A 23,491-nucleotide genomic window follows, 5' to 3' on the forward strand; every position below is an offset into this window, starting at 1 on the left:
TTCGAAAACTTACCGGTTAGCAAAATTACCCTCTCGTTGCTGTTGTCATGCGTTCGATCAGAACGCCGTTCCGATCTGGAACTGGAATTTCTGGTACTGGTCGCCTTCGTGCTTCTGCAGCGGGAAACCGAGGCTCAGCTTGAGCGGGCCGATCGGCGAGATCCACGCCAGACCGACACCGTAGCCGTAACGCAGGCCGTTCGCACCCGTACTCGTGCCGCCCGGCGCGTTGCCCCACACGTTACCGCCGTCGAAGAACGTGAACACGCGCAGCGTGCGGTCGTAGCCGGTGCCCGGCAGCGGGAACGTCAGTTCGATGTTGCCCACGACCATCTTCGAACCGCCGATCGGGTCGTTGGTCGTCGTGTCGCGCGGGCCCAGCGAGCTCGGCTCGTAGCCACGCACGGAGCCGATACCGCCCGCGTAGTAGTTCTTGAAGATCGGGTACGAGTTGCCGATACCGTTACCGTAACCGCCTTGCAGGTTCATGCCCAGGATGAAGCCGCGCGAGAACGAATAGTAGTACTGCGCCTGCAGGTCGGCCTTGTAGTACTGGATCTTGCCGATCGGCGCACCGTACTCGACGTTCGCCTGCGTGAAGTAGCCGCGGCTCGGAATCAGCGCGCTGTCACGCGCGTCGCGCGACCACGCCACCGTCAGCGGCGCGGTGTTCGACACGCGGCCGAACTCGTTCACGTAATCCTTGTAGCTCTGCGGCGTCGCCGAATCGACGTCGAGACGGTTCTGCTCGAGACCGACGCCAAAATACACGGTGTCGACTTCCGAGAACGGGATGCCGAACTTCAGGTCGCCGCCCGCGCTGATGATCCGGAAGCTCGAGCTCGTCGAATAGTAGAGCGGCTGGTACGTGCGGTAGTAGACGTCCGTGATCCGCTTGATGCCGTCGACCGTGAAGTACGGATCGACCTGCGTGACGGTCAGCGTACGGTAGCTGCGTGCGGTGTTGACGTTCACCGACAGGCTCGTGCCCGAACCGAACACGTTGTCCTGCGACACGCCGGCCGACAGCACGACCTTGTCCGTCGACGAGAAGCCCGCGCCCAGCGTGATCGCGCCGGTCGGCTTTTCGTCGACCTTCACGTTCACGTCGACCTGGTCGTTCGTGCCTTCGACCGGCACCGTCGTCACGTCGACGTTGGTGAAGTAGCCGAGACGGTTCACGCGGTCCTTCGACAGCGCGAGGCGGTTCGAATCGAACCACGAGCTTTCGAGCTGACGCATTTCGCGACGCACCACTTCGTCGCGCGTACGCGTGTTGCCGACGACGTTGATGCGGCGCACATACACGCGGCGGCTCGGGTCGACGACGAGGTTCAGGTTCACCTTGTGGTTCGCCTGGTCGATTTCCGGCTGTGCGTTGACGGTCGCGAATGCGTAGCCGTATTCGCCCAGCTTGTCGACGATCGACTTGGTCGTCTGCTGCAGCTTTTCAGCGGAGAAGCGATCGCCCGGCTTGATCTTGATCAGCTTGTTCAGTTCGGCTTCGCGATCGAGCAGGTTGCCCGACAGCTTGATGCCCGACACGGTGTACGGCTCGCCTTCGTGCAGCGTGACCGTCAGGTACATGTCCTTCTTGTCGGGCGAGATCGACACCTGGGTCGACTCGATGTTGAACTCGAGATAGCCGCGGTTCAGGTAGTACGAGCGCACGGCCTCGAGGTCGCCCGTCAGCTTTTCCTTCGAGTACAGGTCGTTCTTCGTGTACCAGGAGAACCAGTTCGGCGTCGACAGCTGCATTTCATCGCGCAGCGTGCCGGTGCTGAATGCCTTGTTGCCGATGAAGTTGATCTGGCGGATCTTCGCGCTCGGGCCTTCGGCGACCGCGAACAGGATCGACACGCGATTCGCGTCGACCGGCGTGATCGTCGTCTTGACCTCGGCCGCGTAGAAGCCGCGCGTCAGATACTGACGCTTGAGTTCCTGTTCCGCCTTGTCGACGAGCGCCTTGTCGTAATAGCGACCGTCGGCCAGGCCGACCGCGCGCAGCGCCTTCGTCAGGTTGTCCTTGTCGAATTCCTTCGTGCCGGTGAAGTCGATCGACGCGATGGCCGGACGCTCCTGCACCTGCACGATCACGACGTTGCCTTGCGTGGCGATGCGCACGTCGTTGAAAAAGCCCGTCGCGTACAGCGCGCGAATTGCTTCGGATGCCTTGTCGTCGGTGAAGGTATCGCCCTGCTTGATCGGCAGGTAGGCGAACACCGAGCCCGCTTCGACGCGCTGCAACCCCTCGATCTTGATGTCTTGCACCACGAACGGTGCCGCTGCATGCGCCGCGAGGCCGTGAGCGGCGAGCGCGGCCGCTGCAACTGTCTTAGGTACAAAGCGATGAGGTTTGAACAACGTGCATCCCCAATATTTAGCTGCATCGAATCAGGCGACTGCCCAGCGGCGGCCGCCTGACGCTTCAGAAATGGATTAACCGAGCCAGGTCGTTGAACAGCGCGATCGCCGACAACGCGACGATGCAGATCAACCCGGCTCTTTGCAGAATCAGCTGCCAGCGCTCCGAGATGGCTTTCCCGGTCGCGGCTTCAACCAGATAATATAACAGATGCCCCCCGTCCAAAACGGGAATCGGCAGCAAGTTCAGTACGCCGAGGCTAATGCTGACAAGGGCGAGGAACGATAGAAAGGCCGACGGACCAAGTCGCGCGCTCTTGCCCGCGTAGTCGGCGATCGTCACCGGGCCGGACAGATTCTTCAGCGATGCGTTGCCCGTGATCATCCGCCCGAACATCTTCAGCGAATAGACGGAGATGTCCCACGTGCGGCGCGCGCCGAGTTGCAGGCTTTCGATCGGGCCGTAACGGACGTCGACCGACGGCGTGTGCATCGACAGCGCCGCGCCGATGCGGCCGATCTCCTGCCCCGTGTCGTCGTCGCGCTGCGTCTGCGGCACGACCGACACGGTCTGCGTGGCGCCGCCACGCTCGATCTGCAGCTCGACCGGCTTGCCCGCATGGTGCTTCACCGTGTCGATGAAGCGCGATGCGCCGCCGATGGGCGTACCGTCGAGCGCGAGCAGCTTGTCGCCGGTCTTCAGGCCCGCCTGCTCGGCCGCGCTGCCGGGCTGCACGGACGCCACCGACAACGTGCCGCCGCCGGTCTCGAAGCCCAGGTGCGTCATGAAATCGTCGTCGAGCTGGCTTTCGGGAACGTTGCGCAGATCGACGCGGAAGTCGAACGTCGAACCGCCGTCGCGCGCGCCGAGCACGATCTCGCGATGATCGAATGCGGCGGACAGCAGCTTCCAGCGCAGATCCGACCACGATCGCACGGGCTCGGACTCGCTGCCGCGCTCGTCGCGGATCGACACGATCGTCTCGCCGCCGTCGAAGCCCGCGCGCGCCGCGACCGTGCCGGTGGCCGGCGGTGCGAGCACCGCGACCGGCTCGGTCACGCCGGTTGCGAATACGGCGGAAAACAGGACGATTGCCAACAGGAAGTTCGCGATCGGGCCCGCGGCGACGATCGCGATGCGCTTGAATACCGATTGCCGGTTGAACGCCTGGTCGAGCTCTTCGGGCTTGACGTCCGGCCCCGGCTCGCGCTCGTCCAGCATCTTCACGTAACCGCCGAGCGGCAATGCGGAGAGCGTCCATTCGGTGCCGGTCTTGCGGCTGACCCAACGGGCAACGGGCTGGCCGAAACCGATCGAGAAACGCAGCACCTTCACGCCGCACCAGCGCGCGACGCGATAATGTCCGTACTCATGCACGACGACCAGCACCCCGATCGCCACCGCAAACGCGATCAGTTCGACCAGCACGTTCATGAGCACCTCATTCAGACAGTACGCTCCACGCGGGGCGCAGGCGCTTGGGCAATGATTCCGGCGGCGAGGCGGCGTGCCTCGGCATCCGCCGCAAGGACGTCGTCGAGCCCGTTCGGGTTGCGGTTCGGCAGCGCGTTGAGCACGGCATCGACCGTCGCCGCAATCGCCATGAAACCGATCCGGCGCTCGAGAAACGCTTCGACCGCGATTTCGTTCGCCGCGTTCAGTGCGGCGCTCGCGATGCCGCCCTCTTCAAGCGCCTTCAGCGCGAGCGCGAGGCACGGGAAACGCGTGTAGTCGGGCTTTTCGAACGACAGCTGTGCGATCTGCGCGAGGTCGAGCTGCTCGACGCCCGCGTCGACGCGCTCCGGGAACGCGAGCGCATGCGCGATCGGCGTACGCATGTCGGGGTTGCCGAGCTGCGCGAGCACCGAGCCGTCGCGGTACGACACCAGCGAATGGATCACGCTTTGCGGATGGATCAGCACCTCGATCCGGTCGCCGGCCAAGCCGAAGATCCAGTGCGCCTCGATCACTTCGAGGCCCTTGTTCATCATCGTCGCGGAATCGACCGAGATCTTGCGGCCCATCACCCAGTTCGGATGCTTGCAGGCTTCGTCCGGCGTCACGTCGACGAGCGTGGCCGGCTCGCGCGTGCGGAACGGGCCGCCCGACGCGGTCAGGATGATCTTCGAAATCCCGCCGTGCTCGTTCGCGTCGCGCGGCATGCACTGGAAGATCGCGTTGTGTTCGCTGTCGACCGGCAGCAGGATCGCGCCATGGTCGCGCACCGCGTCCATGAAGATCCCGCCCGACATCACGAGCGATTCCTTGTTCGCGAGCAGGATGCGCTTGCCGGCGCGCGCGGCCGCGAGGCTCGGCGCGAGGCCGGCCGCGCCGACGATCGCCGCGACGACCGTGTCGCAACCGTCGCTCTTCGACACGTCGACGAGCGCCTGCGGCCCGTACAGCACCGTGGTCTTGCTGCCCGCCGCGCGCAGTTTCGCCTCGACGTGCGCGGCCGTTGCCGCATCGCCGACCACCGCGACTTCGGGCGCGAAGCGCAGGCACTGCTCGACGAGCTTGTCGCCGTTGCGGTGCGCGGTCAACGCGTAGACCGAGAAACGCTCCGGATGGCGGGCGACCACGTCGAGCGTGCTGTCTCCGATCGAGCCCGTGGAACCGAGCAGTGTCAGACGTTTTTGCATAACAGAAATAGTGGTTTAACCAAGCAGCAGCATCGCGAGCGGCAGCACCGGCAGCAGCGCATCGACACGGTCGAGCACGCCGCCGTGACCGGGCAGCAGTCCGCTCGAATCCTTCACGCCCGCCTGACGCTTGAGCAGCGACTCGAACAGGTCGCCGATCACGCTGTAGACGACCAGCAGCGTCAGCGCGGCCCACGCACCGGGCATCCCGTAGCGCGCGGCAAATGCGGAAAACAGGGTCGGCTCGAACCAGTGCGCGGCCATCGCGACATCGGCTACGACCATCACGGCAAGCCAGCCGCCGATCGCGCCTTCCCAGCTCTTTCCGGGACTGATCGTGATCGCCAGTTTACGCTTTCCGAAGGCCTTGCCGGCGAAGTATGCGCCGATATCGGCCAGCCAGACGACCAGAAGCAGCGACAACACGAACGGAACGCCCTGCGCACGCGCCGCAACGAGCGCGTGCCAGCAGGCCGCGAAGACCAGCAACCCGGCTGCGAGCAGGAACGGCCGCCATATGCCGGCCGCGAGCGTCGGCTTGCGCCGCAGCGCAAACGGACCGACCAGCAGCCAGAACACGCCGGCCGCCATGAAAAGGGGGCGGGATGAAGCCGCGTCGACGCCGAGCGGCACGGTCGCCGCGAGTACCAGCGCCGCGACGACTGCATAGACGACGGAACCGGCGCCGCCCAGCTTCAGCAGGCGCGCCCATTCCCACGCGGCGAACACGAGCACGACGCCGATCAGCGCGCCGAACGCCGTGAGCGGCGCGAACAGCGTCACCGGCAGCAGCACTGCCAGCATGACGATCGCCGTGATCACACGGGTTTTCAGCATGAAAGGGAGTCGGCGTTCTGCGATTGCGGTTCGAGTTGCGCGCTGGTACGCCCGAAACGGCGCTCGCGCTCGGTATACGACGCGATCGCGTCGGCCAGCGCCGCGCCGTCGAAGTCCGGCCAGTATTTGTCGGTGAAATAGAATTCTGCGTACGCGAGCTGCCACAGCAGGAAATTGCTGACACGCTGTTCGCCGCCGGTACGGATGAAGAGATCGGGCTCCGGCGCGTAGGCCATCGCCAGATGCGGCGCGAACGCGTCTTCGGTCACGTCGACCTCGCGCCCCTCGCGCACGGACTGCTCGATGAGTTTCTTCGTCGCCTGCAGGATATCCCAGCGGCCGCCGTAGTTCGCGGCGATCGTCAGGGTCAGGCGGGTGTTGCGCGCCGTCTTGGTTTCGGCGCGGCGGATCAGTTCGCGGATGCGCGGCTCGAAGCGGTCGAGGTCGCCCACGACGCGCAGACGGATCCCGTTTGCGTGCAGCTTGCCGACTTCGCGCTCCAGCGCGGTGATGAACAGCCGCATCAGGAACGACACTTCTTCGTTCGGACGCCGCCAGTTTTCCGAACTGAACGCGAACAGCGTCAGGTATTCGACGCCGGCGCGCGCGCAGCCTTCGACCACCGCCCGCACGGCATCCACGCCGCGGGTGTGCCCCGCGACGCGCGGCAAGCGGCGTTCGGTCGCCCAACGGCCGTTGCCGTCCATGATGATCGCGATGTGACGCGGCACGGCGCCGACGTCAGGCACGCGAACGGTAGAGCTGGTATAAGTCATGGCCGTTGAGACAGTAATGCGGGAAGAAGGCGGCGCGCGAGGACGGTCGTCAGACCGTCATGATCTCGGCTTCCTTGCTCTGCACGAGCTTGTCGACTTCGGTGACGTGCTTGTCCGTCAGCTTCTGCACGTCGTCGCTCGCACGGCGCTCGTCGTCTTCCGAGATTTCCTTGTCCTTCACGAGCTTCTTGAGCGCTTCGTTCGCGTCGCGGCGCAGGTTGCGGATCGCGACCTTGGCCGTTTCGCCTTCGCCCTTGACCACCTTGGTCAGCTCGCGGCGGCGCTCTTCCGTCAGCGCGGGCATCGGCACGCGGATCAGGTCGCCGGACGTGGCCGGGTTCAGGCCGAGATCGGCTTCGCGGATCGCCTTCTCGACCTTCGCGACCATGTTCTTTTCCCACGGCTGCACGCCGATGGTACGCGCATCGACGAGCGTCAGGTTCGCGACCTGCGAGATCGGCACCATCGACCCGTAGTAGTCGACCTGCACGTGATCGAGCAGACCGGTGTGCGCACGGCCCGTGCGGATCTTCGCCAGATCGTTCTTGAACGCTTCGATCGAGCGCTGCATCTTCTGCTCTACGCCCTTCTTGACATCAGCGACACTCATTTCAACCTCCGAACCTTCAAACCTTCAAAGAACGCGGGCCCCGCCCGGCGCGCTTCGCACCACGGCCGACGACCCACGCCGCTTGCCCGCATCCGCGGGAGTTTACACGTGGACGAGCGTACCTTCGTCCTCGCCCAGCACGATGCGCTTGAGCGCGCCCGGCTTGTTGATCGAAAACACGCGAATCGGCAGCTTCTGGTCGCGGCACAGCGCGAAGGCCGTCGCGTCCATCACCTGCAGATTGCGGCTGATCGCCTCGTCGAAGCTGATCGTCGTGTAGCGCGTGGCCGACGGATCCTTCTTCGGATCGGCAGAATATACGCCATCGACCTTGGTCGCCTTCAGCACGACCTCGGCGCCCACTTCCGAACCGCGCAGCGCGGCGGCCGTGTCCGTCGTGAAGAACGGGTTGCCCGTGCCGGCCGCGAAGATCACGACCTTGCCTTCCTCGAGCTGGCGGATCGCGCGGGGCCGGATATACGGCTCGACGACCTGGTCCATGCGCAGCGCGGACTGCACGCGCGCGACGATACCGGCGTGGCGCATCGCGTCCTGCAGCGCCAGCGCGTTCATCATCGTCGCCAGCATCCCCATGTAGTCGGCCGTTGCGCGGTCCATGCCCGCCGCACCGCCCGCGACACCGCGGAAAATATTACCGCCGCCGATCACAACGGCGAGCTGCGTGCCGAGACCCACGACTTCGGCGATATCCGCCACCATCCGCTCGATCGTCGCGCGATTGATGCCGAAGGCATCGTCGCCCATCAGCGCTTCGCCGGAGAGTTTGAGGAGGACGCGTTTATAGGCATTGGACATAGGGGCTTCCGAGCGACGAGAGGATGACAACCACGAACTGTAGGGGCGAAATACTGATTCGGGCAAGCGCCGACGGCCGAACCGGGGTTCCCGGCCGGCCGGCGGCGGCGCCGGCCGCGGCGGAGCGGACGCCCGCCGCGGATACTGCCTGACTGCTTACTGCTGCTTTGCTGCTGCGACTTGCGCGGCCACTTCGGCGGCGAAGTCGTCCTGGCGCTTCTCGATGCCTTCGCCGACCACGAACAGCGCGAACTTCTGCACTGCCGCATTCGCTGCCTTCAGCATCTGCTCGATCGTCTGCTTGTCGTTCTTAACGAACGTCTGGTTCAGCAGCGACACTTCCTTCAGGTACTTCTGGATGCTGCCGTCGACCATCTTCGCGACGATTTCAGCCGGCTTGCCCGATTCGGCGGCCTTCTGTTCGGCGACGCGGCGTTCCGTGTCGATCAGTTCCGCCGGCACGTCGGCCGACGACAGCGCGACCGGCTTCATCGCGGCGATGTGCATCGCGACGTCCTTGCCGACCTGCTCTTCCGCGCCCGTGTACTCGACGATCACGCCGATACGCGCGCCGTGCAGGTACGTCGCGATCTTGTTCGCGGTTTCGAAACGCACGAAACGGCGGATCGAGACGTTTTCGCCGATCTTGCCGACCAGGGCCAGGCGCACTGCGTCGACCGTCGAGCCTTCCAGCGGCAGCGCCGACAGCGCAGCCACGTCGGCCGGGTTTTGCGTCGCGACGAGTTCTGCAACCGTCTTCGAGAATGCGAGGAAGTCGTCGTTCTTCGCGACGAAATCGGTTTCGCAGTTCAGCTCGACCAGCGAGCCCGCGTTGCCGCCGACGAACGATGCGACGACGCCTTCGGCCGTCACGCGCGATGCCGCCTTGCTCGCCTTGTTGCCGAGCTTGACGCGCAGCAGCTCTTCGGCCTTGGCCAGATCGCCGTCGGCTTCCGTCAGCGCCTTCTTGCACTCCATCATCGGTGCATCGGTCTTTGCGCGCAGTTCTGCCACCATGCTTGCGGTAATTGCCGCCATCATTCGCTCCTTGAGTCTGTATTCACAACGCCGCCCGCTTGGACGCGAACGGCCGAAAATCGTTTCCGGACCCGCGCCGATTCGACGCGATCAGGTCCGGCGCACAAGCTTAAAAAAAGGGGGCCTGTTGAGAGCCCCCTTTTTGCGCCGGCTCGGGGCCAGTTACGCGTTTTCCTCGACGTATTCGTCGTCGCCGCGTGCGGCCTGGACCACTTCGTTGACCGCGTTCGCACGGCCTTCGAGGATCGCGTCGGCCACGCCTTCGGCGTACAGCGCGACTGCCTTGCTCGAGTCGTCGTTACCCGGGATCACGTAATCCACACCTTCCGGCGAGTGGTTCGTATCGACCACGGCAATGACCGGCACGCCCAGCTTGTTCGCTTCCGTGACGGCAATCTTGTGGTAGCCGACGTCGACGACGAAGATCGCGTCCGGAATGCCGCCCATGTCCTTCACGCCGCCGATCGACTTCTGCAGCTTGGCGATTTCGCGTTCGAACAGCAGCGCTTCCTTCTTGCTCATCTTCTCGGTTTCGCCCGATTCGACAGCTGCTTCCATGTCCTTCAGGCGCTTGATCGAAACCTTCAGCGTCTTGAAGTTGGTCATCATGCCGCCGAGCCAGCGTGCGTTGACGTACGGCATGCCCGCGCGCTGCGCTTCCTGAGCGATCGTGTCGCGCGACTGGCGCTTCGTACCGACGAACAGGATCGTGCCGCGGTTAGCTGCCAGCTGGCGCACGTACTTCTGTGCGTCCGTGAACATCGGCAGCGTCTTTTCGAGGTTGATGATGTGAATCTTGTTGCGGTGACCGAAAATGAACGGAGCCATCTTCGGGTTCCAGAAGCGCGTCTGGTGACCGAAGTGGACACCCGCTTCCAGCATTTGGCGCATCGTAACTGCCATGTAAATTCTCCACGAGGGTTGGGTCTTAAGCCGGCTGCCGTACCGCCGCGCGAACGCGCCCCGAAGGACCTTCGTTCCGCGCGGCCGGCACCCTGGTTGCGCCGGCTTGCGATTCGGCACGTACGAAAATGCCCGTGCCGCAAGCCTTTCATCGCCACTGCCGCCCCGCCGGGGGCAGGCCCGAGGCAGGTTCGGCATTTGGATGTCGACTTAGCCAAAGAGTATAGCACGCCGATTTGTCGGCTCTCAAGTCGCCCGCTACTTTTGCTTGCCGCGCGGCAGCGGGCCGGACAATCCGCGAAAACCCGCATCCGCACCGCCGGCAGGGGCTGCGAGGCCCGCCATAAGGTGCGATAATCCGTCAATTCACCGCATTCCAGGCATACCTCGATGGCTATTACGCTCAAAAACGAACACGACATCGCCGAGATGCGCGTCGCCTGCCGTCTCGCGAGCGAAGTGCTCGACTTCATCACCCCGCACGTCGTTGCGGGCGTCACGACCGCCGAGCTCGACCGGCTCTGTCACGAATTCATGCTCAACGAGCAGGGCACGATCCCCGCGCCGCTGAACTATCAGCCGCCCGGCTATCCGCCGTACCCGAAGGCAACCTGCATTTCGGTCAACGACGTGATCTGCCACGGCATCCCGGGCGAGAAGGTGATCAAGAACGGCGATGCGCTGAACATCGACATCACCGTGATCAAGAACGGCTACTTCGGCGACACCAGCCGGATGTTCATCGTCGGCGAAGGCTCGATCCTCGCGAAGCGCCTCGTGCAGACCACCTACGAGTGCATGTGGCTCGGCATCGACCAGGTCAAGCCGGGCGCACACCTCGGCGACATCGGCTATGCGATCCAGAAGCACGCGGAAGCGCAGGGCTACAGCGTCGTGCGCGAATACTGCGGCCACGGCATCGGCACGGTGTTCCACGAAGATCCGCAGGTCGTCCACTACGGCCGGCCGGGCACCGGCATCGAGCTGAAGGCCGGGATGATCTTCACGATCGAGCCGATGATCAACGCGGGCAAGCGCGACATCCGCACGATGCCCGACCAGTGGACGGTCAAGACGCGCGACCGCAGCCTGTCCGCGCAGTGGGAACACACGGTACTCGTCACCGAGACGGGTTACGACGTGCTGACCGTGTCGGCCGGCACGCCCGCGCGGCCGGTGTTCGCGCAACCGGCCGCCGCGGTCTGAGCGCGGTCGCGCCAGCCCGCCCTGCCCGCACCTGAACGGCCGCCCATGAGCGCTCACGCCGCCCCCTCGCCCGAAGCGCTGTCGCGGCGCGCCGAATTCAAGGCCGCCAAGACCGACATGCTCGAGCGCTTTCGCAGCGCGACCAACGTCGCGTCGCTGATGCACGCGCTGTCGAAACTCACCGACGATGCGCTCAGGCGCGTGTGGGACGACTGCGGGCTGCCCGCGACGCTCGCGCTCGTCGCCGTCGGCGGCTACGGGCGCGCCGAGCTGGCACCGTACTCCGACGTCGACATCCTCGTGCTGCTGCCCGATGCGCACGACCCCGCGCTCGACACGCGGATCGAGCGCTTCATCGGCATGGCATGGGATCTCGGTCTCGAGATCGGCAGCAGCGTGCGTACCGTTGCCCAGTGCATCGAGGAGGCATCGCAGGACGTCACCGTGCAGACTTCGCTGCTGGAGGCGCGCCGCATCGTCGGCAGCACCGCGCTGTTCGAGCGCTTCACCGTGCGTTATCACGAAGCGCTCGACGCGCGCGCGTTCTTCACCGCGAAGGTGCTCGAGATGCGCCAGCGCCACGCGAAGTTCCAGGACACGCCGTACAGCCTCGAGCCGAATGTGAAGGAAAGCCCCGGCGGGCTGCGCGACCTGCAGACGATCCTGTGGATCGCGCGCGCGGCCGGCTTCGGCAGCAGCTGGCGCGAACTCGACACGCGCGGCCTCATCACCGAGCGCGAAGCGCGCGAGCTGCGCCGCAACGAAGGATTCCTGAAGACGCTGCGCGCGCGGCTGCATGTGATCGCCGGCCGGCGCCAGGACATGCTCGTGTTCGACCTGCAGACGCAGGCGGCCGAGAGCTTCGGCTACCGGCCGACGCCGGCCAAGCGCACGAGCGAGCAGTTGATGCGCCGCTACTACTGGGCAGCGAAGGCCGTCACGCAGCTCGCGACGATCCTGATCCAGAACATCGAGGCGCAGCTGTTCCCCGCGACGAGCGGCATCACGCGCGTGCTGTCGCCCGACCGCTTCGTCGAGAAGCAGGGCATGCTCGAGATCGTCGACGACAGCGTGTTCGAGCGCCATCCCGACGCAATCCTCGAAGCGTTCCTGCTGTACGAGACGACCCGCGGCGTGAAGGGCCTGTCCGCCCGCACGCTGCGCGCGCTGTACAACTCGCGCGAAATCATGAACAACGCGTGGCGGCGCGAACCGCAGAACCGCCGCATGTTCATGCAGATCCTGCAGCAGCCCGAAGGCATCACTCACGCGTTCCGCCTGATGAACCAGACGAGCGTGCTGGGCCGCTACCTGCTGAATTTCCGCCGCATCGTCGGCCAGATGCAGCACGACCTGTATCACGTGTACACGGTCGACCAGCACATCCTGATGGTGCTGCGCAACATCCGCCGCTTCGCGGTGGCGGAGCACGCGCACGAGTACCCGTTCTGCAGTCAGCTGATCGGCAATTTCGAGCGCCCGTGGGTGCTGTATGTGGCCGCGCTGTTCCACGACATCGCGAAGGGCCGCGGCGGCGACCACTCGACGCTCGGGATGGCCGACGCGCGGCGCTTCTGCCGCGAGCACGGGATCACCGGCGACGATGCGGCACTGATCGTGTGGCTCGTCCAGCATCACCTGACGATGAGCCAGGTCGCGCAGAAGCAGGACACGAGCGATCCGGAAGTGATCAAGCGCTTCGCCGAACTCGTCGGCACCGAGCGCCGGCTCACCGCGCTGTACCTGCTGACCGTCGCCGACATCCGCGGCACGAGCCCGAAGGTATGGAACGCGTGGAAGGGCAAGCTGCTCGAGGATCTGTACCGGATCACGCTCGCGGTGCTCGGCGGCGCGAACCCCGACGCGCATTCGGAGCTGAAGTCGCGGCAGGAGGAAGCACTCGCGCTGCTGCGCCTCGAGACCGTGCCCGACGACGCGCACCGCGCGCTGTGGGATCAGCTCGACATCGGCTTCTTCCTGCGCCACGACGCGGCCGACATCGCATGGCAGACGCGCGTGCTGTACCGGCACGTGAATGCCGAAACCGCGATCGTCCGCGCGCGGCCGTCGCCGATCGGCGACGCGCTGCAAGTGCTCGTGTACGTGAAGGACCGCCCCGACCTGTTCGCGGGCATCTGCGCGTATTTCGACCGCAACGGGCTGTCGGTGCTCGATGCACGCGTGAGCACGACACGGCACGGCTATGCGCTCGACAACTTCATCGTCACGCAGACCGAACGTGACGTGCGCTACCGCGACATCGCGAACCTCGTCGAACAGCAACTCGCGACGCGGCTCGCCGAAACCGCAGCGCTGCCGGAGCCGTCCAAGGGCCGCCTGTCGCGGCTGTCCCGGACGTTTCCGATCACGCCGCGCGTCGACCTCCGGGCCGACGAGCGCGGCCAGTACTACATCCTGTCCGTGTCCGCGAACGACCGGCCGGGCCTCCTTTATTCGATCGCGCGCGTCCTGGCCGAGCATCAGGTCGGCGTCCACGCGGCGCGGATCAATACGCTCGGCGAACGCGTCGAGGACATCTTCCTGCTCGACGGTGCCGGCCTGTCCGACAACCGCCTGCAGATCCAGCTCGAAACCGAATTGCTGCGCGCGATCGCAGTCTGAATGAATCCCAGCGTTTATGCGCACCAAATTAACCGTCAAGAATCCGAAGCCGGCGTCGCCGACCCGCGCCCCCGTCCGCTCCGGCAGCCTCGTCGCCCGCAAGGCCGTGCGCCCCGCCGCACCGTCCGCGGCCGACAAGCCGGCGCGCCCGAAGAAGGCGTCCGCGCCGGCAGCCGCCGGCGAACGTGCATTCAAGCCGCGTGCCACGGAACGTCCGGATGCGGAACGTGCTCCGGCGAAGCGGGCCCCGCGTGACGGCGGTGCGGAACGCGGCTATCGCAGCGATGCGAAGCCGGGCGGCCGCGGCGAGCGCGGCGATGCCCGTCCGTATCGCAGCGCCGAAGGCGGTGCACGCGCACCCTATCGAGACAAGGCAGCCGGTGAAGGCGCGAAGCGCAGCTTCGGCGAACGCGGCGCATCGTCCGATCGCCCCGCACGTCGCAGCGACGACGATGCGCGGCCGCGCCGCTCAGGTGCCGAAGGCGGCGCACGCGCGCCCTACCGCGACAAGGCAACCGGCTACGGCGAGAAGCGCAGCTTCGGCGAGCGCGGCGCGTCGTCCGATCGCCCCGCACGTCGCAGCGACGATGCGCGGCCGCGCCGCTCGGATGCCGAAGGCGGCGCACGCGCGCCCTATCGCGACAAGGCAACCGGCTACGGCGAAAAACGCAGCTTCGGCGAGCGCGGCGCGTCGTCCGATCGTCCGGCCCGCCGCAGCGACGACGATGCGCGGCCGCGCCGCGCCGGTGCCGAAGGCAGCACACGCGCACCCTATCGCGACAAGGCAGCCGGTGAAGGCACGAAGCGCAGCTTCGGCGAACGCCGCACGTCGTCCGATCGTCCGGCCCGCCGCAGCGATGACGATGCGCGACCGCGCCGCGCCGGCGCCGAAGGCGCCGCACGCGCGCCCTATCGCGACAAGGCGGCCGGTGAAGGCGCGAAGCGCAGCTTCGGCGAGCGCCGCACGTCGTCCGACCGTCCGGCCCGTCCCGCACGCGACGGCGAACGCAGCAGCACCGCGCGCCGCTCGAGCGGCGCGCCGCTGAAAACCGCGCAACCCGTCAAGCGCCGCGAGGCCGACATCGATCACGGCGACGAAACGGGCCTGATGCGCCTGTCGAAGCGCATGTCCGAGCTCGGCCTGTGCTCGCGCCGCGAAGCCGACGAATGGATCGAGAAAGGCTGGGTGCTCGTCGACGGTGAACGCATCGACACGCTCGGCACCAAGGTCCGCCCCGACCAGAAGATCGAGATCGACGAGCGCGCCAGCGCCGCGCAGGCCGCGCAAGTGACGATCCTGCTGCACAAGCCGGTCGGCTACGTGTCCGGTCAGGCGGAAGACGGCTATGAGCCCGCATCCGTGCTGATCACGCGCGCGAACCAGTGGAGCGGCGACCGTTCGCAGGTTCGATTCTCGCCGCAGCACCTGCACGCGCTCGCGCCGGCCGGTCGCCTCGACATCGATTCGACCGGCATGCTCGTGCTGACGCAGAACGGCCGGATCGCGAAGCAACTGATCGGCGAGCAGTCGGACATCGACAAGGAATATCTGGTGCGCGTGCGCTTCGGCGAGCGGCTCATCGACATCGATCAGCATTTCCCGGCTGAATCGCTCGCGAAGCTGCGCCACGGTCTCGAACTCGACGGCGTCGCGCTGAAGCCGGCGATGGTGAGCTGGCAGAACGGCGAGCAGTTGCGTTTCGTGCTGCGCGAAGGCAAGAAGCGTCAGATCCGCCGCATGTGCGAGCTGGTCGGCCTCGAAGTGATCGGCCTGAAGCGCGTGCGCATGGGCCGCGTGATGCTGGGCGCGCTGCCGCAAGGGCAATGGCGCTATCTGTCGGCCGACGAGTCGTTCTGACGTTCTGACGGCGAGCACGCTACGCGTACCACGCAAAGAAAAAGCCCGCTTGCGCGGGCTTTTTCTTTTCCGGTGCAGCGCCTGCACCTCATGCCGCGCAGGCGTCCGCGTGCCGGTCAGTCGTCGTCGGCCGGATCGAGCCCCGGGAACAGCACCTCGGTGAAACCGAAGCGCGTGAAGTCGGTGATCCGCATCGGATAGAGCTTGCCGATCAGGTGGTCGTATTCATGCTGGACCACGCGCGCGTGGAAGCCTTCGGCGACGCGGTCGATCTTCGCGCCGAACTGGTCGTAACCGCTATAGCGCACCTTCGCGTAGCGGCTGACGACGCCGCGCATGCCCGGCACCGACAGGCAGCCCTCCCAGCCCTCTTCCATGTCCGGCGGCATGTATTCGATCTTCGGGTTGATCAGCACGGTCTCGGGTACGGGCGGTGCGTCCGGATAACGGTTGTTGCTGCCGAAGCCGAAGATGATGATCTGCAGCCCGATGCCGAGCTGCGGCGCGGCAAGCCCCGCACCGTTCGCGTGATGCATCGTCTCGAACATGTCCGCGACGATCTCGTGCAACTCGGGTGTATCGAACCGCTCGACCGGTTTGGCGACTTCGAGCAGGCGCGGGTCGCCCATCTTCAGGATCTCGCGAATCATGGCGTGTTGCCCTCCAGGAGTTGGTGCAGTCCGTCTTCGTCCAGTACGGGAATGCCGAGTTCCTCGGCCTTCACGAGCTTGCTGCCCGCCTCGGCACCCGCAACCACGTAATCCGTCTTCTTCGATACCGAGCCCGCGACTTTCGCGCCCGCCGCTTCGAGCATCTCTTTCGCGGCGTCGCGCGTGAGCGTAGGCAGCGTGCCCGTCAGCACGACCGTCTTGCCGGCCAGCACACCCTGCGGCGCCTTCGGCGCAGGCGGGCCCTCCGGCCACGTGACCCTGCCGGGCGCGCGCAGTTGCTCGATCACGGTCCGGTTGTGCTCTTCCGCGAAGAACTGGTGAAGCGACTCGGCGACGATCGGCCCGACGTCGTTGACTTCGAGCAGTTCGTCGATCGACGCGTCCATGATCGGTGTCAGCGAACCGAAATGCTTCGCGAGATCCTTCGCGGTCGACTCGCCGACATGCCGGATGCCAAGCCCGTAAATGAAGCGCGCGAGCGTCGTGTGCTTCGCCTTCTCGAGCGAGTCGAGCAGGTTCTGCGCGGACTTGTCGGCAAACCGGTCGAGTTCCGCGAGCGTCGCGAAACCCAGATTGAACAGGTCGGCCGGCGTGCGCACGAGATTCAGTTCGACCAGCTGATCGATGATCTTCTCGCCGAGCCCGTCGATGTCGAGCGCGCGGCGCTGCGCGAAATGCCACAGCGCCTGCTTGCGCTGCGCCGGGCAGAACAGGCCGCCCGTGCAGCGCGCGATCGCCTCGTCGGGCAGCCGCTCGATCTTCGAGCCGCACACCGGGCATTCGGTCGGCATCACGAATTCGGCCGCATCGGCCGGCCGGCGATCGAGCAGCGCGCCGACGACCTCCGGAATCACGTCGCCCGCTCGTCGAACGATCACGGTATCGCCGATCCGGATGTCCTTGCGGCGTACTTCATCCTCGTTGTGCAGCGTCGCGTTGGTCACCGTCGCGCCACCGACGAACACGGGTTCGAGCCGTGCAACGGGCGTGATCGCGCCGGTACGGCCGACCTGCACGTCGATCGCGACGAGCTTCGTCAGCGCTTCCTGTGCGGGAAACTTGTGCGCGAGCGCAAAGCGTGGCGCACGCGACACGAAGCCGAGACGGTCCTGTTCGTCGCGCCGGTTCACCTTGTAGACGACGCCGTCGATGTCGTACGGCAGCGACTCGCGCTTCTCGCCGATCTTGCGGAAGAAGCCAAGCAGCCCGTCGGCGCCGTACACGACCGCGCGCTCACGGTTCACCGGCAACCCGAGCGACTCGTACCAGTCGAGCAGCGCGCTGTGCGTATCCGGCATCGGCATGCCGTCGAGCACACCGATCCCGTATGAGAAGAACGACAGCGGACGCTGCGCGGTGATCTTCGGGTCGAGCTGGCGCAGGCTGCCCGCCGCCGCATTGCGCGGGTTCGCGAATTCGCGCTGCTCGGCCGCGCGCTGACGTTCGTTCAGGCGTGCGAAATCGCGCTTGAACATCAGTACCTCGCCGCGTACGTCGAGCACGGCCGGCACGTGGGCGCCTTTCAGCTTCAGCGGAATCGAGCGGATCGTGCGGACGTTCTCCGTCACGTCCTCGCCCGTCGTGCCGTCGCCGCGCGTCGACGCCTGCACGAATACGCCGCGCTCATAGCGCAACGAGATCGCGAGCCCGTCGAACTTCAACTCGCACGCGTATTCGACGGGGTCGGTCACCGAACCGGCGAGGTCGGTCGTCTTGTCGAGCGCATCGGCGACGCGCTTGTCGAACGCGACGATGTCCTCGTCGGCGAAACCGTTGTTCAACGACAGCATCGGCGCGTCATGGACGACCGGCGTGAAGCCGTTTGCCACTTCGCCGCCGACGCGTTGCGTCGGCGAATCGGGCGTCACGAGTTCGGGATGATCGGTTTCGAGTTGCTGCAGCTCGCCAAACAGCCGGTCGTATTCGGCGTCGGGCAGATCCGGCTGGTCGAGCACGTAGTAGGCGTGGTTCGCCCGCTCGAGTTGGTCGCGCAGCCACGCGGCACGCGCGTCGGGCTGGCTGGCTGGCGGTTCGGCTTGGGTTCGGGCCATGCTGGCGGCAGATTCGTTCTGAAAAATCGGATGTTCGATTATCTCAGTTTGACGCCGCGACGGCGACACGCAATGCGTGCCACACGGCCCCTCGCAGCGCACGCGGGCGGCGTGTGTGCGGCACTGCAGCGACGGGCGGCGGCACCGGATGCCGCCGCCCGCAACACGCGTTACTGGCTGAAGAGGCGGCGCGTGACCGGCGAACCGGCCGGGATGCCGGCTTCCTCGAGCTTCGCGTACAGCTTCATCAACTGCTGATCGATCGCGACCAGCGTCGATTCCGGCAGCGGCCGGCGCGAATCGTCGACGACGCGCGCGCCGATCCGCTCGGACAGCGACTTCGCGTAATCGCACATCAGCCGGAACGGCAGGATGTCCTCTTCCGCGACCGGCACGTCGAGCACCAGCGTGATCATGTTGCCGCCCTTGTACGTGAGGTCGTCGCGCAGGAAGTTCGTGTCGCCGAACTGCAGCATGAACACGGGGTTCTGCTTCGCGTCGAGTTTCACGAAGCGCGTGCCGTCGCGCGACAGCAGCAGCCCGTCCTGCGAGGCAACAGCCTGCACGTAGTTCGCCGACCACGGCGCGCCGTCCGACATCACGTTGATCGACAGCTGCGCATCGCACTGCGCGGCAAAGCCGTCGAGCTCGCGCGCCATCGCGACCGTCTCCATCATGTCCGGGAATTCCGGCGCGCCGTCGATTGCATCGGCGAACTGCTGGACACCCGTCACGAATTCGGAGAATTCAAGCTCGTTGAGCGCGCCGCTGCGATTCGCGAGCTGTGCGGCCGCGCGCAGCTCTTCATAGCGCACGCCGTTCTGCAGCAGCTCCCACTGGCCGCCTTCCGGCTTGCCTTCGATATGCACGGGCTTGCTGCCCGCCCGGCGCAGCCGCTGGGCGGCCGGCAGGATCTTGTCGCCCGGCAGCGATCCGCCAAGGCGGATCGGCACGATGCAGTCGATCCGGCGGTCGACGATCGCGGGAGGCGCCGACGAGATCGTCGTCGCAGCCGGCAGCACGGGTTCGGCCGGCTCGTTCGATGCCGCGGGCGCCGGTGCTTCGGACGCGGCGGCTGCCGGTTCTGCGTGAACGGTCGGTTCGGTCGATGCAGCCGATTCGGTCGACTCCGGCGACGGGTCGGTGCCGGTCGCCTCGGCCTGCAGGTCGGCCGGCGTGTCCGCCGGCGCTACGCCGCCGAACGTCGGCTCGACGCGCGCGGCGTCGGTCGACGCACTCGCGGCCGCCGCCGGCGCCGGTGCGGCCGGTTCACGCCGCGTGGGCTGGCGCACCGGCTCGATGAACGGCCGCTCATCGTCGCGCTCGGGGCGATTCATCGCCTCGGCCGCTTCTTCCGGCATCGGGCGCGGCATCTTGCGCCGCACCTTCGCGCCCTGCCACGCGTTGTAGACCACGACGCCGCCCACCACGACGGCGCCCGCGCCGATCAAACCGAGTGTCAACTCGTCCATGCACGCTCCATCAGCAATTCTTTTTCGTCGGAACCGCGAACGGGCGCCCATGCGCCGCGCGAACGCGATCCGGTTTCGTCAAACGTCAATTCTGCGCAAAACCCGCGGCGGTTTCCATGTCCACCGCGACGATCCGCGACACACCCTGCTCCTGCATCGTCACGCCGATCAGCTGCTGCGCCATCTCCATCGCGATCTTGTTGTGCGAGATGAAAAGGAACTGCGTCTTGTCGGACATTGCGCGCACGAGATTCGCGAAACGCTCGGTGTTCGCGTCGTCGAGCGGCGCATCGACCTCGTCGAGCAGACAGAACGGCGCCGGGTTCAACTGGAACATCGCGAACACCAGCGCGGTGGCGGTCAGCGCCTTCTCGCCGCCCGACAGCAGGTGGATGGTCGCGTTCTTCTTGCCCGGCGGCTGCGCCATCACCTGCACGCCGGCATCCAGGATTTCGTCGCCCGTCATGATCAGCTTCGCCTGGCCGCCGCCGAACAGGCGCGGGAACAGGTCGCTGAAGTGACGGTTGACCTCGTCGAAGGTGCCCTGCAGCAACGTGCGGGTTTCCTGGTCGATCTTGTGGATCGCGTCCTCGAGCGTCGTGATCGCGTCGGTCAGGTCGGCCGACTGCGCGTCGAGGAACACCTTGCGCTCGCTGGCGGCCTTCAGCTCGTCGAGCGCGGCCATGTTCACCGGGCCGAGCGCGTTGATCGCGTTGTTCAGGCGCGTGACTTCGCCCTGCAGGTACGACGGCTTGAGATCCGGCGTCAGCTTGTCGCGCAGCGCTTCCTCGTCGACCTCGGCCGCCGTGAGCTGCTCGGCGAACTGCTCGACGGACAGGCGCGCGGCCTGCTCCTTCAGTTGCAGCTCGGTGATGCGATCGCGCAGCGGCTGCAGCGAACGTTCGGCCACGAGACGCTGCTCGTCCGATGCGCGCAGCTTCGCGGTCAGATCGTCGAGTTCGATCCGCGCGGCCTGCAGCGCTTCTTCCTTGACCGCGCGAATTTCGAGCGCGTCCTGCAGGCCCGTGTGCGCGGTCTGCTCGTTGATCGTTTCCAGTTCGGCACGCGCGTCTTCCAGCGAGGCGGCGACGCGTTCGCTCTGCTCGTGCGCGACCTGGATGCTGCGCTTGAGCTCGTCGATCCGCGTGACGGCGTTGCGCGCGGCGAAGCGCGCGTCGTTCGCGCCGCGCTCGAGGTCGCGGGCTTCCTGGCGTGCCTGCGTCAGCGATTCGTCGAGTGTTTCGAACGCGAGCTGGTTGTCTTCGAAACGCGCCTGCAACTCGGCAAGCTCGCCGTCGAAGCGCTCGAAGTTCGCTTCCGACTCCGCGCGCAGCGCACGCTGCTCGTCGACCTGCGCGCCGATTTCCTCGAGTTCCTCGCGGATCTGCGTGCTGCGCTGCGTGTAGCGTTCATGTGCCTGCGCGAGCTTCAGCACGTCCATCTGCAGCGCGTGCACGCGCTGCGTCGCGCGTTCGGCCTGGGCGCGCACGTCGCCCAGCGCCTGCGTGGCCTGCGTGTGCGCGGCTTCCGCCCGCACGGCGGCCGTGCGCGCCTCGTCGGCGAGCAGCGCCTGTGCGCGCACCTGGCGCGTCAGGTTTTCGATTTCCTGCTGGCGGGCCAGCATCCCGGCCTGCTCCGAATCGGCTGCGTACAGTTGCACGCCGACCCGCGTGACGATGTGGCCGGCCTTGACGACGAATGCGCCGCCCGCCGGCAGTTGCGCGCGCGCCGCGAGCGCCTGCGCGACGTCGTCGGCGACGTACACGTTGCCGAGCCAGTCGTTCAGCACCGCGCGGATGCCCGCGTCGTCGATGCGCAGCAGCGACAGCACCGGGCGCAGCCCGGCTGCCGCGGCAGGCGGTTCGCCGGCCGCGGGCGGCGCATAGAACGCGAGCTTCGCGGGCGGCGCGTCGGTCGCGAACGCCTTCACCCAGTCGAGATTCGACACTTCGAGCGCGGCGAGACGCTCGCGCAATACCGCCTCGAGCGCCGCTTCCCAGCCCGGTTCGACGTGCAGCTTCTTCCACAGGCGCGGCAGCGCGCCGAGTTCGTGCTTGTCGAGCCACGGCTGGATCTTGCCTTCGGTCTGCACGTTCTCCTGCAGCTGCTTCAGCGCGGCGAGCCGCGCCTCGAGCTGGTGGATCTGCGCGCTTTCGGCCTGCACGCGCTCTTGCGCGGCGCGGCGTTCGCCGTCGAGGCGCGGCACCGTTTCCTGCGCGTCGGCAAGCCGCGCCTGCGCTTCGGCGAGAATCTCTTCCTGTTCGGCGAGCTGCATGCGCAACTCTTCGAGCTGCGCTTCGTCCGGCGCGTCGAGCCCGCCCGCCTCGGACTTCAGGCGCTCGTGGCGCTGCTGAAGCTGCTGGAGCTGCTGGTCGGCGTTGCGCTGGTGCGCGGCTTCGAGCTTCAGCGACTGTTCGGTCTGCGCGATCCGCGCGCGCTCATCGTTGAGCTGTGCCTGCGCGTCGCGCCACTTCGCTTCGAGGGCCGGCAGCGCGTCGTGCTTCGCCGCCGCGTTGTCTTCGGCGAGCGCGGCCTTCTCGTCGGCCATCGCGCGCGCCTCTTCGGCTTCCTCGAGTTCGTCCTGCGCCTTCCCGGCCTGCGCGCGCCATTGCTCGCGCTGCGCGTTCAGTGCGGCGATCTGCGCCTGCACGCGGTTGCGCGATTCGACGATGAACTTGATCTCGGCCTCGAGGCGGCTCACTTCGGCGTTCGCCTCGTAGAGCGCGCCCTGCGCGCCCTGCATCGCGTCGCTCGCCGAGTAATGCGCGACCCGCAGCGTCTCGAGCTGCGACTCGACCTCGCGCAGCCTGGCCGTCTGCGCCTCGAGGTCGATCTGCGCCTGCTCGATCGCCCGCTGCTGCTTCTGCTGCTCGCCCGCGGCCTCGTTCTTGCGCAGCAGCCACAACAGGCGCTGCTTCTCTTCGCCGTCGGCGACGAGTTCCTTGTACCTGGTCGCGACGACGGCCTGCCCCTCGAGCTTCTCGAGGTTCGCGCCGAGCTCGCGGACGATGTCCTCGACGCGCGTCAGGTTCTCGCGCGTGTCGTGCAGACGGTTCTCGGTCTCGCGGCGGCGCTCCTTGTACTTCGACACGCCCGCGGCTTCCTCGAGGAACACGCGCAGCTCTTCCGGCTTCGCCTCGATGATCCGCGCGATCATCCCCTGCCCGATGATCGCGTATGCGCGCGGGCCGAGACCGGTGCCGAGGAAGATGTCCTGGATGTCGCGGCGGCGCGCCGGCAGGTTGTTGATGTAGTAGCTCGACGTGCCGTCGCGCGTCAGCACGCGCTTCACGGCGATCTCGCCGTACTGGCCCCACTGTCCGGCCGCGCGGCCGTCGGAGTTGTCGAAGATCAGTTCGACGCTTGCCCGGCTGCCGGGCTTGCGGGCGGTCGAGCCGTTGAAGATCACGTCCTGCATCGACTCGCCGCGCAGCTCGGACGCGCGCGACTCGCCGAGCACCCAGCGCACGGCATCGATGATGTTGGACTTGCCGCACCCGTTCGGGCCCACCACGCCGACAAGCTGGCCCGGAACCTGGAAATGCGTGGGATCGACAAAGGATTTGAAGCCAGCGAGTTTGATCGAGCTCAGACGCACGGCGGTATCGGATGTGAAGAAGGTGT

16 protein-coding genes are annotated in these 23,491 nt (G+C 66.5%); 3 read left to right on the plus strand and 13 right to left on the minus strand.

The window, feature by feature from the left end:
• Positions 1-57 precede the first annotated feature (57 nt).
• The 9 genes from bamA to rpsB all read right to left on the minus strand — a co-directional run bounded on the left by bamA (position 58) and on the right by rpsB (position 9,987).
• Positions 58-2,364, minus strand: coding sequence for an outer membrane protein assembly factor BamA (bamA, locus tag BME24068_RS14490; protein WP_096503351.1), 2,307 nt, complete (start codon positions 2,362-2,364; stop codon positions 58-60).
• A gap of 64 nt (positions 2,365-2,428) precedes the next feature.
• Positions 2,429-3,799, minus strand: a complete 1,371-nt coding sequence (gene rseP / locus BME24068_RS14495; RefSeq protein WP_174926504.1) for an RIP metalloprotease RseP — start codon at positions 3,797-3,799, stop codon at positions 2,429-2,431.
• A gap of 11 nt (positions 3,800-3,810) precedes the next feature.
• On the minus strand, positions 3,811-5,007 hold the full coding sequence (locus tag BME24068_RS14500) for a 1-deoxy-D-xylulose-5-phosphate reductoisomerase (protein ID WP_174926505.1): 1,197 nt from the start codon (positions 5,005-5,007) through the stop codon (positions 3,811-3,813).
• 15 nt (positions 5,008-5,022) lie between these two features.
• Entirely contained in the window at positions 5,023-5,844 is an 822-nt protein-coding gene (locus BME24068_RS14505; protein WP_174926506.1) for a phosphatidate cytidylyltransferase, read from the minus strand.
• Complete coding sequence (gene uppS / locus BME24068_RS14510) at positions 5,838-6,620, minus strand: polyprenyl diphosphate synthase (RefSeq protein ID WP_096503359.1); 783 nt, start codon at positions 6,618-6,620, stop codon at positions 5,838-5,840. Before uppS ends, BME24068_RS14505 begins: the two co-directional genes overlap by 7 nt.
• Before the next feature lie 49 nt (positions 6,621-6,669).
• Complete coding sequence (frr, locus tag BME24068_RS14515; protein ID WP_096503361.1) at positions 6,670-7,230, minus strand: ribosome recycling factor; 561 nt, start codon at positions 7,228-7,230, stop codon at positions 6,670-6,672.
• Between the two features lie 102 nt (positions 7,231-7,332).
• The gene (gene pyrH / locus BME24068_RS14520) at positions 7,333-8,046 is read right to left on the minus strand and encodes a UMP kinase (RefSeq protein WP_011885142.1); all 714 of its coding nucleotides are present in this window, start codon (positions 8,044-8,046) and stop codon (positions 7,333-7,335) included.
• Between the two features lie 156 nt (positions 8,047-8,202).
• The gene (tsf, locus tag BME24068_RS14525) at positions 8,203-9,084 is read right to left on the minus strand and encodes a translation elongation factor Ts (RefSeq protein WP_096503363.1); all 882 of its coding nucleotides are present in this window, start codon (positions 9,082-9,084) and stop codon (positions 8,203-8,205) included.
• Between the two features lie 162 nt (positions 9,085-9,246).
• Entirely contained in the window at positions 9,247-9,987 is a 741-nt protein-coding gene (gene rpsB / locus BME24068_RS14530; RefSeq protein ID WP_011352461.1) for a 30S ribosomal protein S2, read from the minus strand.
• A gap of 390 nt (positions 9,988-10,377) precedes the next feature.
• Here rpsB and map point away from each other — a divergent pair, with 390 nt between their 5' ends.
• The 3 genes from map to BME24068_RS14545 are packed head-to-tail and all read left to right on the plus strand — an operon-like array spanning position 10,378 to position 15,673.
• The gene (gene map, locus BME24068_RS14535; RefSeq protein WP_046545985.1) at positions 10,378-11,193 is read left to right on the plus strand and encodes a type I methionyl aminopeptidase; all 816 of its coding nucleotides are present in this window, start codon (positions 10,378-10,380) and stop codon (positions 11,191-11,193) included.
• 45 nt (positions 11,194-11,238) lie between these two features.
• Entirely contained in the window at positions 11,239-13,815 is a 2,577-nt protein-coding gene (locus BME24068_RS14540) for a [protein-PII] uridylyltransferase (protein ID WP_096503365.1), read from the plus strand.
• A gap of 16 nt (positions 13,816-13,831) precedes the next feature.
• On the plus strand, positions 13,832-15,673 hold the full coding sequence (locus tag BME24068_RS14545; RefSeq protein ID WP_174926507.1) for a pseudouridine synthase: 1,842 nt from the start codon (positions 13,832-13,834) through the stop codon (positions 15,671-15,673).
• A 116-nt stretch (positions 15,674-15,789) separates the two neighbouring features.
• On the opposite strand, the gene def is transcribed toward BME24068_RS14545, so the two are convergent.
• The 4 genes from def to smc form a co-directional block, all read right to left on the minus strand.
• Positions 15,790-16,323, minus strand: coding sequence for a peptide deformylase (gene def, locus BME24068_RS14550; RefSeq protein WP_096507327.1), 534 nt, complete (start codon positions 16,321-16,323; stop codon positions 15,790-15,792).
• The gene (gene ligA / locus BME24068_RS14555) at positions 16,320-18,395 is read right to left on the minus strand and encodes an NAD-dependent DNA ligase LigA (RefSeq protein WP_174926508.1); all 2,076 of its coding nucleotides are present in this window, start codon (positions 18,393-18,395) and stop codon (positions 16,320-16,322) included. The genes def and ligA overlap by 4 nt, the downstream gene beginning before the upstream one ends.
• 170 nt (positions 18,396-18,565) lie before the next feature.
• Positions 18,566-19,867, minus strand: a complete 1,302-nt coding sequence (locus BME24068_RS14560; RefSeq protein WP_174926509.1) for a cell division protein ZipA C-terminal FtsZ-binding domain-containing protein — start codon at positions 19,865-19,867, stop codon at positions 18,566-18,568.
• Positions 19,868-19,952: 85 nt separating this feature from the next.
• Complete coding sequence (gene smc / locus BME24068_RS14565; RefSeq protein ID WP_174926510.1) at positions 19,953-23,465, minus strand: chromosome segregation protein SMC; 3,513 nt, start codon at positions 23,463-23,465, stop codon at positions 19,953-19,955.
• Positions 23,466-23,491: the final 26 nt, after the last annotated feature.

Origin of the sequence: Burkholderia anthina (genome assembly GCF_902498995.1) — a bacterium.
Lineage (GTDB): Bacteria > Pseudomonadota > Gammaproteobacteria > Burkholderiales > Burkholderiaceae > Burkholderia > Burkholderia anthina.

Coding starts and splice junctions, on each gene's coding strand:
- rseP (WP_174926504.1), bottom strand. CDS start 3,799: ATGAACGTGCTGGTCGAACTGATCGCGTTTGCGGTGGCGATCGGGGTG.
- BME24068_RS14500 (WP_174926505.1), bottom strand. CDS start 5,007: ATGCAAAAACGTCTGACACTGCTCGGTTCCACGGGCTCGATCGGAGAC.
- BME24068_RS14505 (WP_174926506.1), bottom strand. CDS start 5,844: ATGCTGAAAACCCGTGTGATCACGGCGATCGTCATGCTGGCAGTGCTG.
- uppS (WP_096503359.1), bottom strand. CDS start 6,620: ATGACTTATACCAGCTCTACCGTTCGCGTGCCTGACGTCGGCGCCGTG.
- frr (WP_096503361.1), bottom strand. CDS start 7,230: ATGAGTGTCGCTGATGTCAAGAAGGGCGTAGAGCAGAAGATGCAGCGC.
- pyrH (WP_011885142.1), bottom strand. CDS start 8,046: ATGTCCAATGCCTATAAACGCGTCCTCCTCAAACTCTCCGGCGAAGCG.
- tsf (WP_096503363.1), bottom strand. CDS start 9,084: ATGGCGGCAATTACCGCAAGCATGGTGGCAGAACTGCGCGCAAAGACC.
- rpsB (WP_011352461.1), bottom strand. CDS start 9,987: ATGGCAGTTACGATGCGCCAAATGCTGGAAGCGGGTGTCCACTTCGGT.
- map (WP_046545985.1), top strand. CDS start 10,378: ATGGCTATTACGCTCAAAAACGAACACGACATCGCCGAGATGCGCGTC.
- BME24068_RS14540 (WP_096503365.1), top strand. CDS start 11,239: ATGAGCGCTCACGCCGCCCCCTCGCCCGAAGCGCTGTCGCGGCGCGCC.
- BME24068_RS14545 (WP_174926507.1), top strand. CDS start 13,832: ATGCGCACCAAATTAACCGTCAAGAATCCGAAGCCGGCGTCGCCGACC.
- def (WP_096507327.1), bottom strand. CDS start 16,323: ATGATTCGCGAGATCCTGAAGATGGGCGACCCGCGCCTGCTCGAAGTC.
- ligA (WP_174926508.1), bottom strand. CDS start 18,395: ATGGCCCGAACCCAAGCCGAACCGCCAGCCAGCCAGCCCGACGCGCGT.
- BME24068_RS14560 (WP_174926509.1), bottom strand. CDS start 19,867: ATGGACGAGTTGACACTCGGTTTGATCGGCGCGGGCGCCGTCGTGGTG.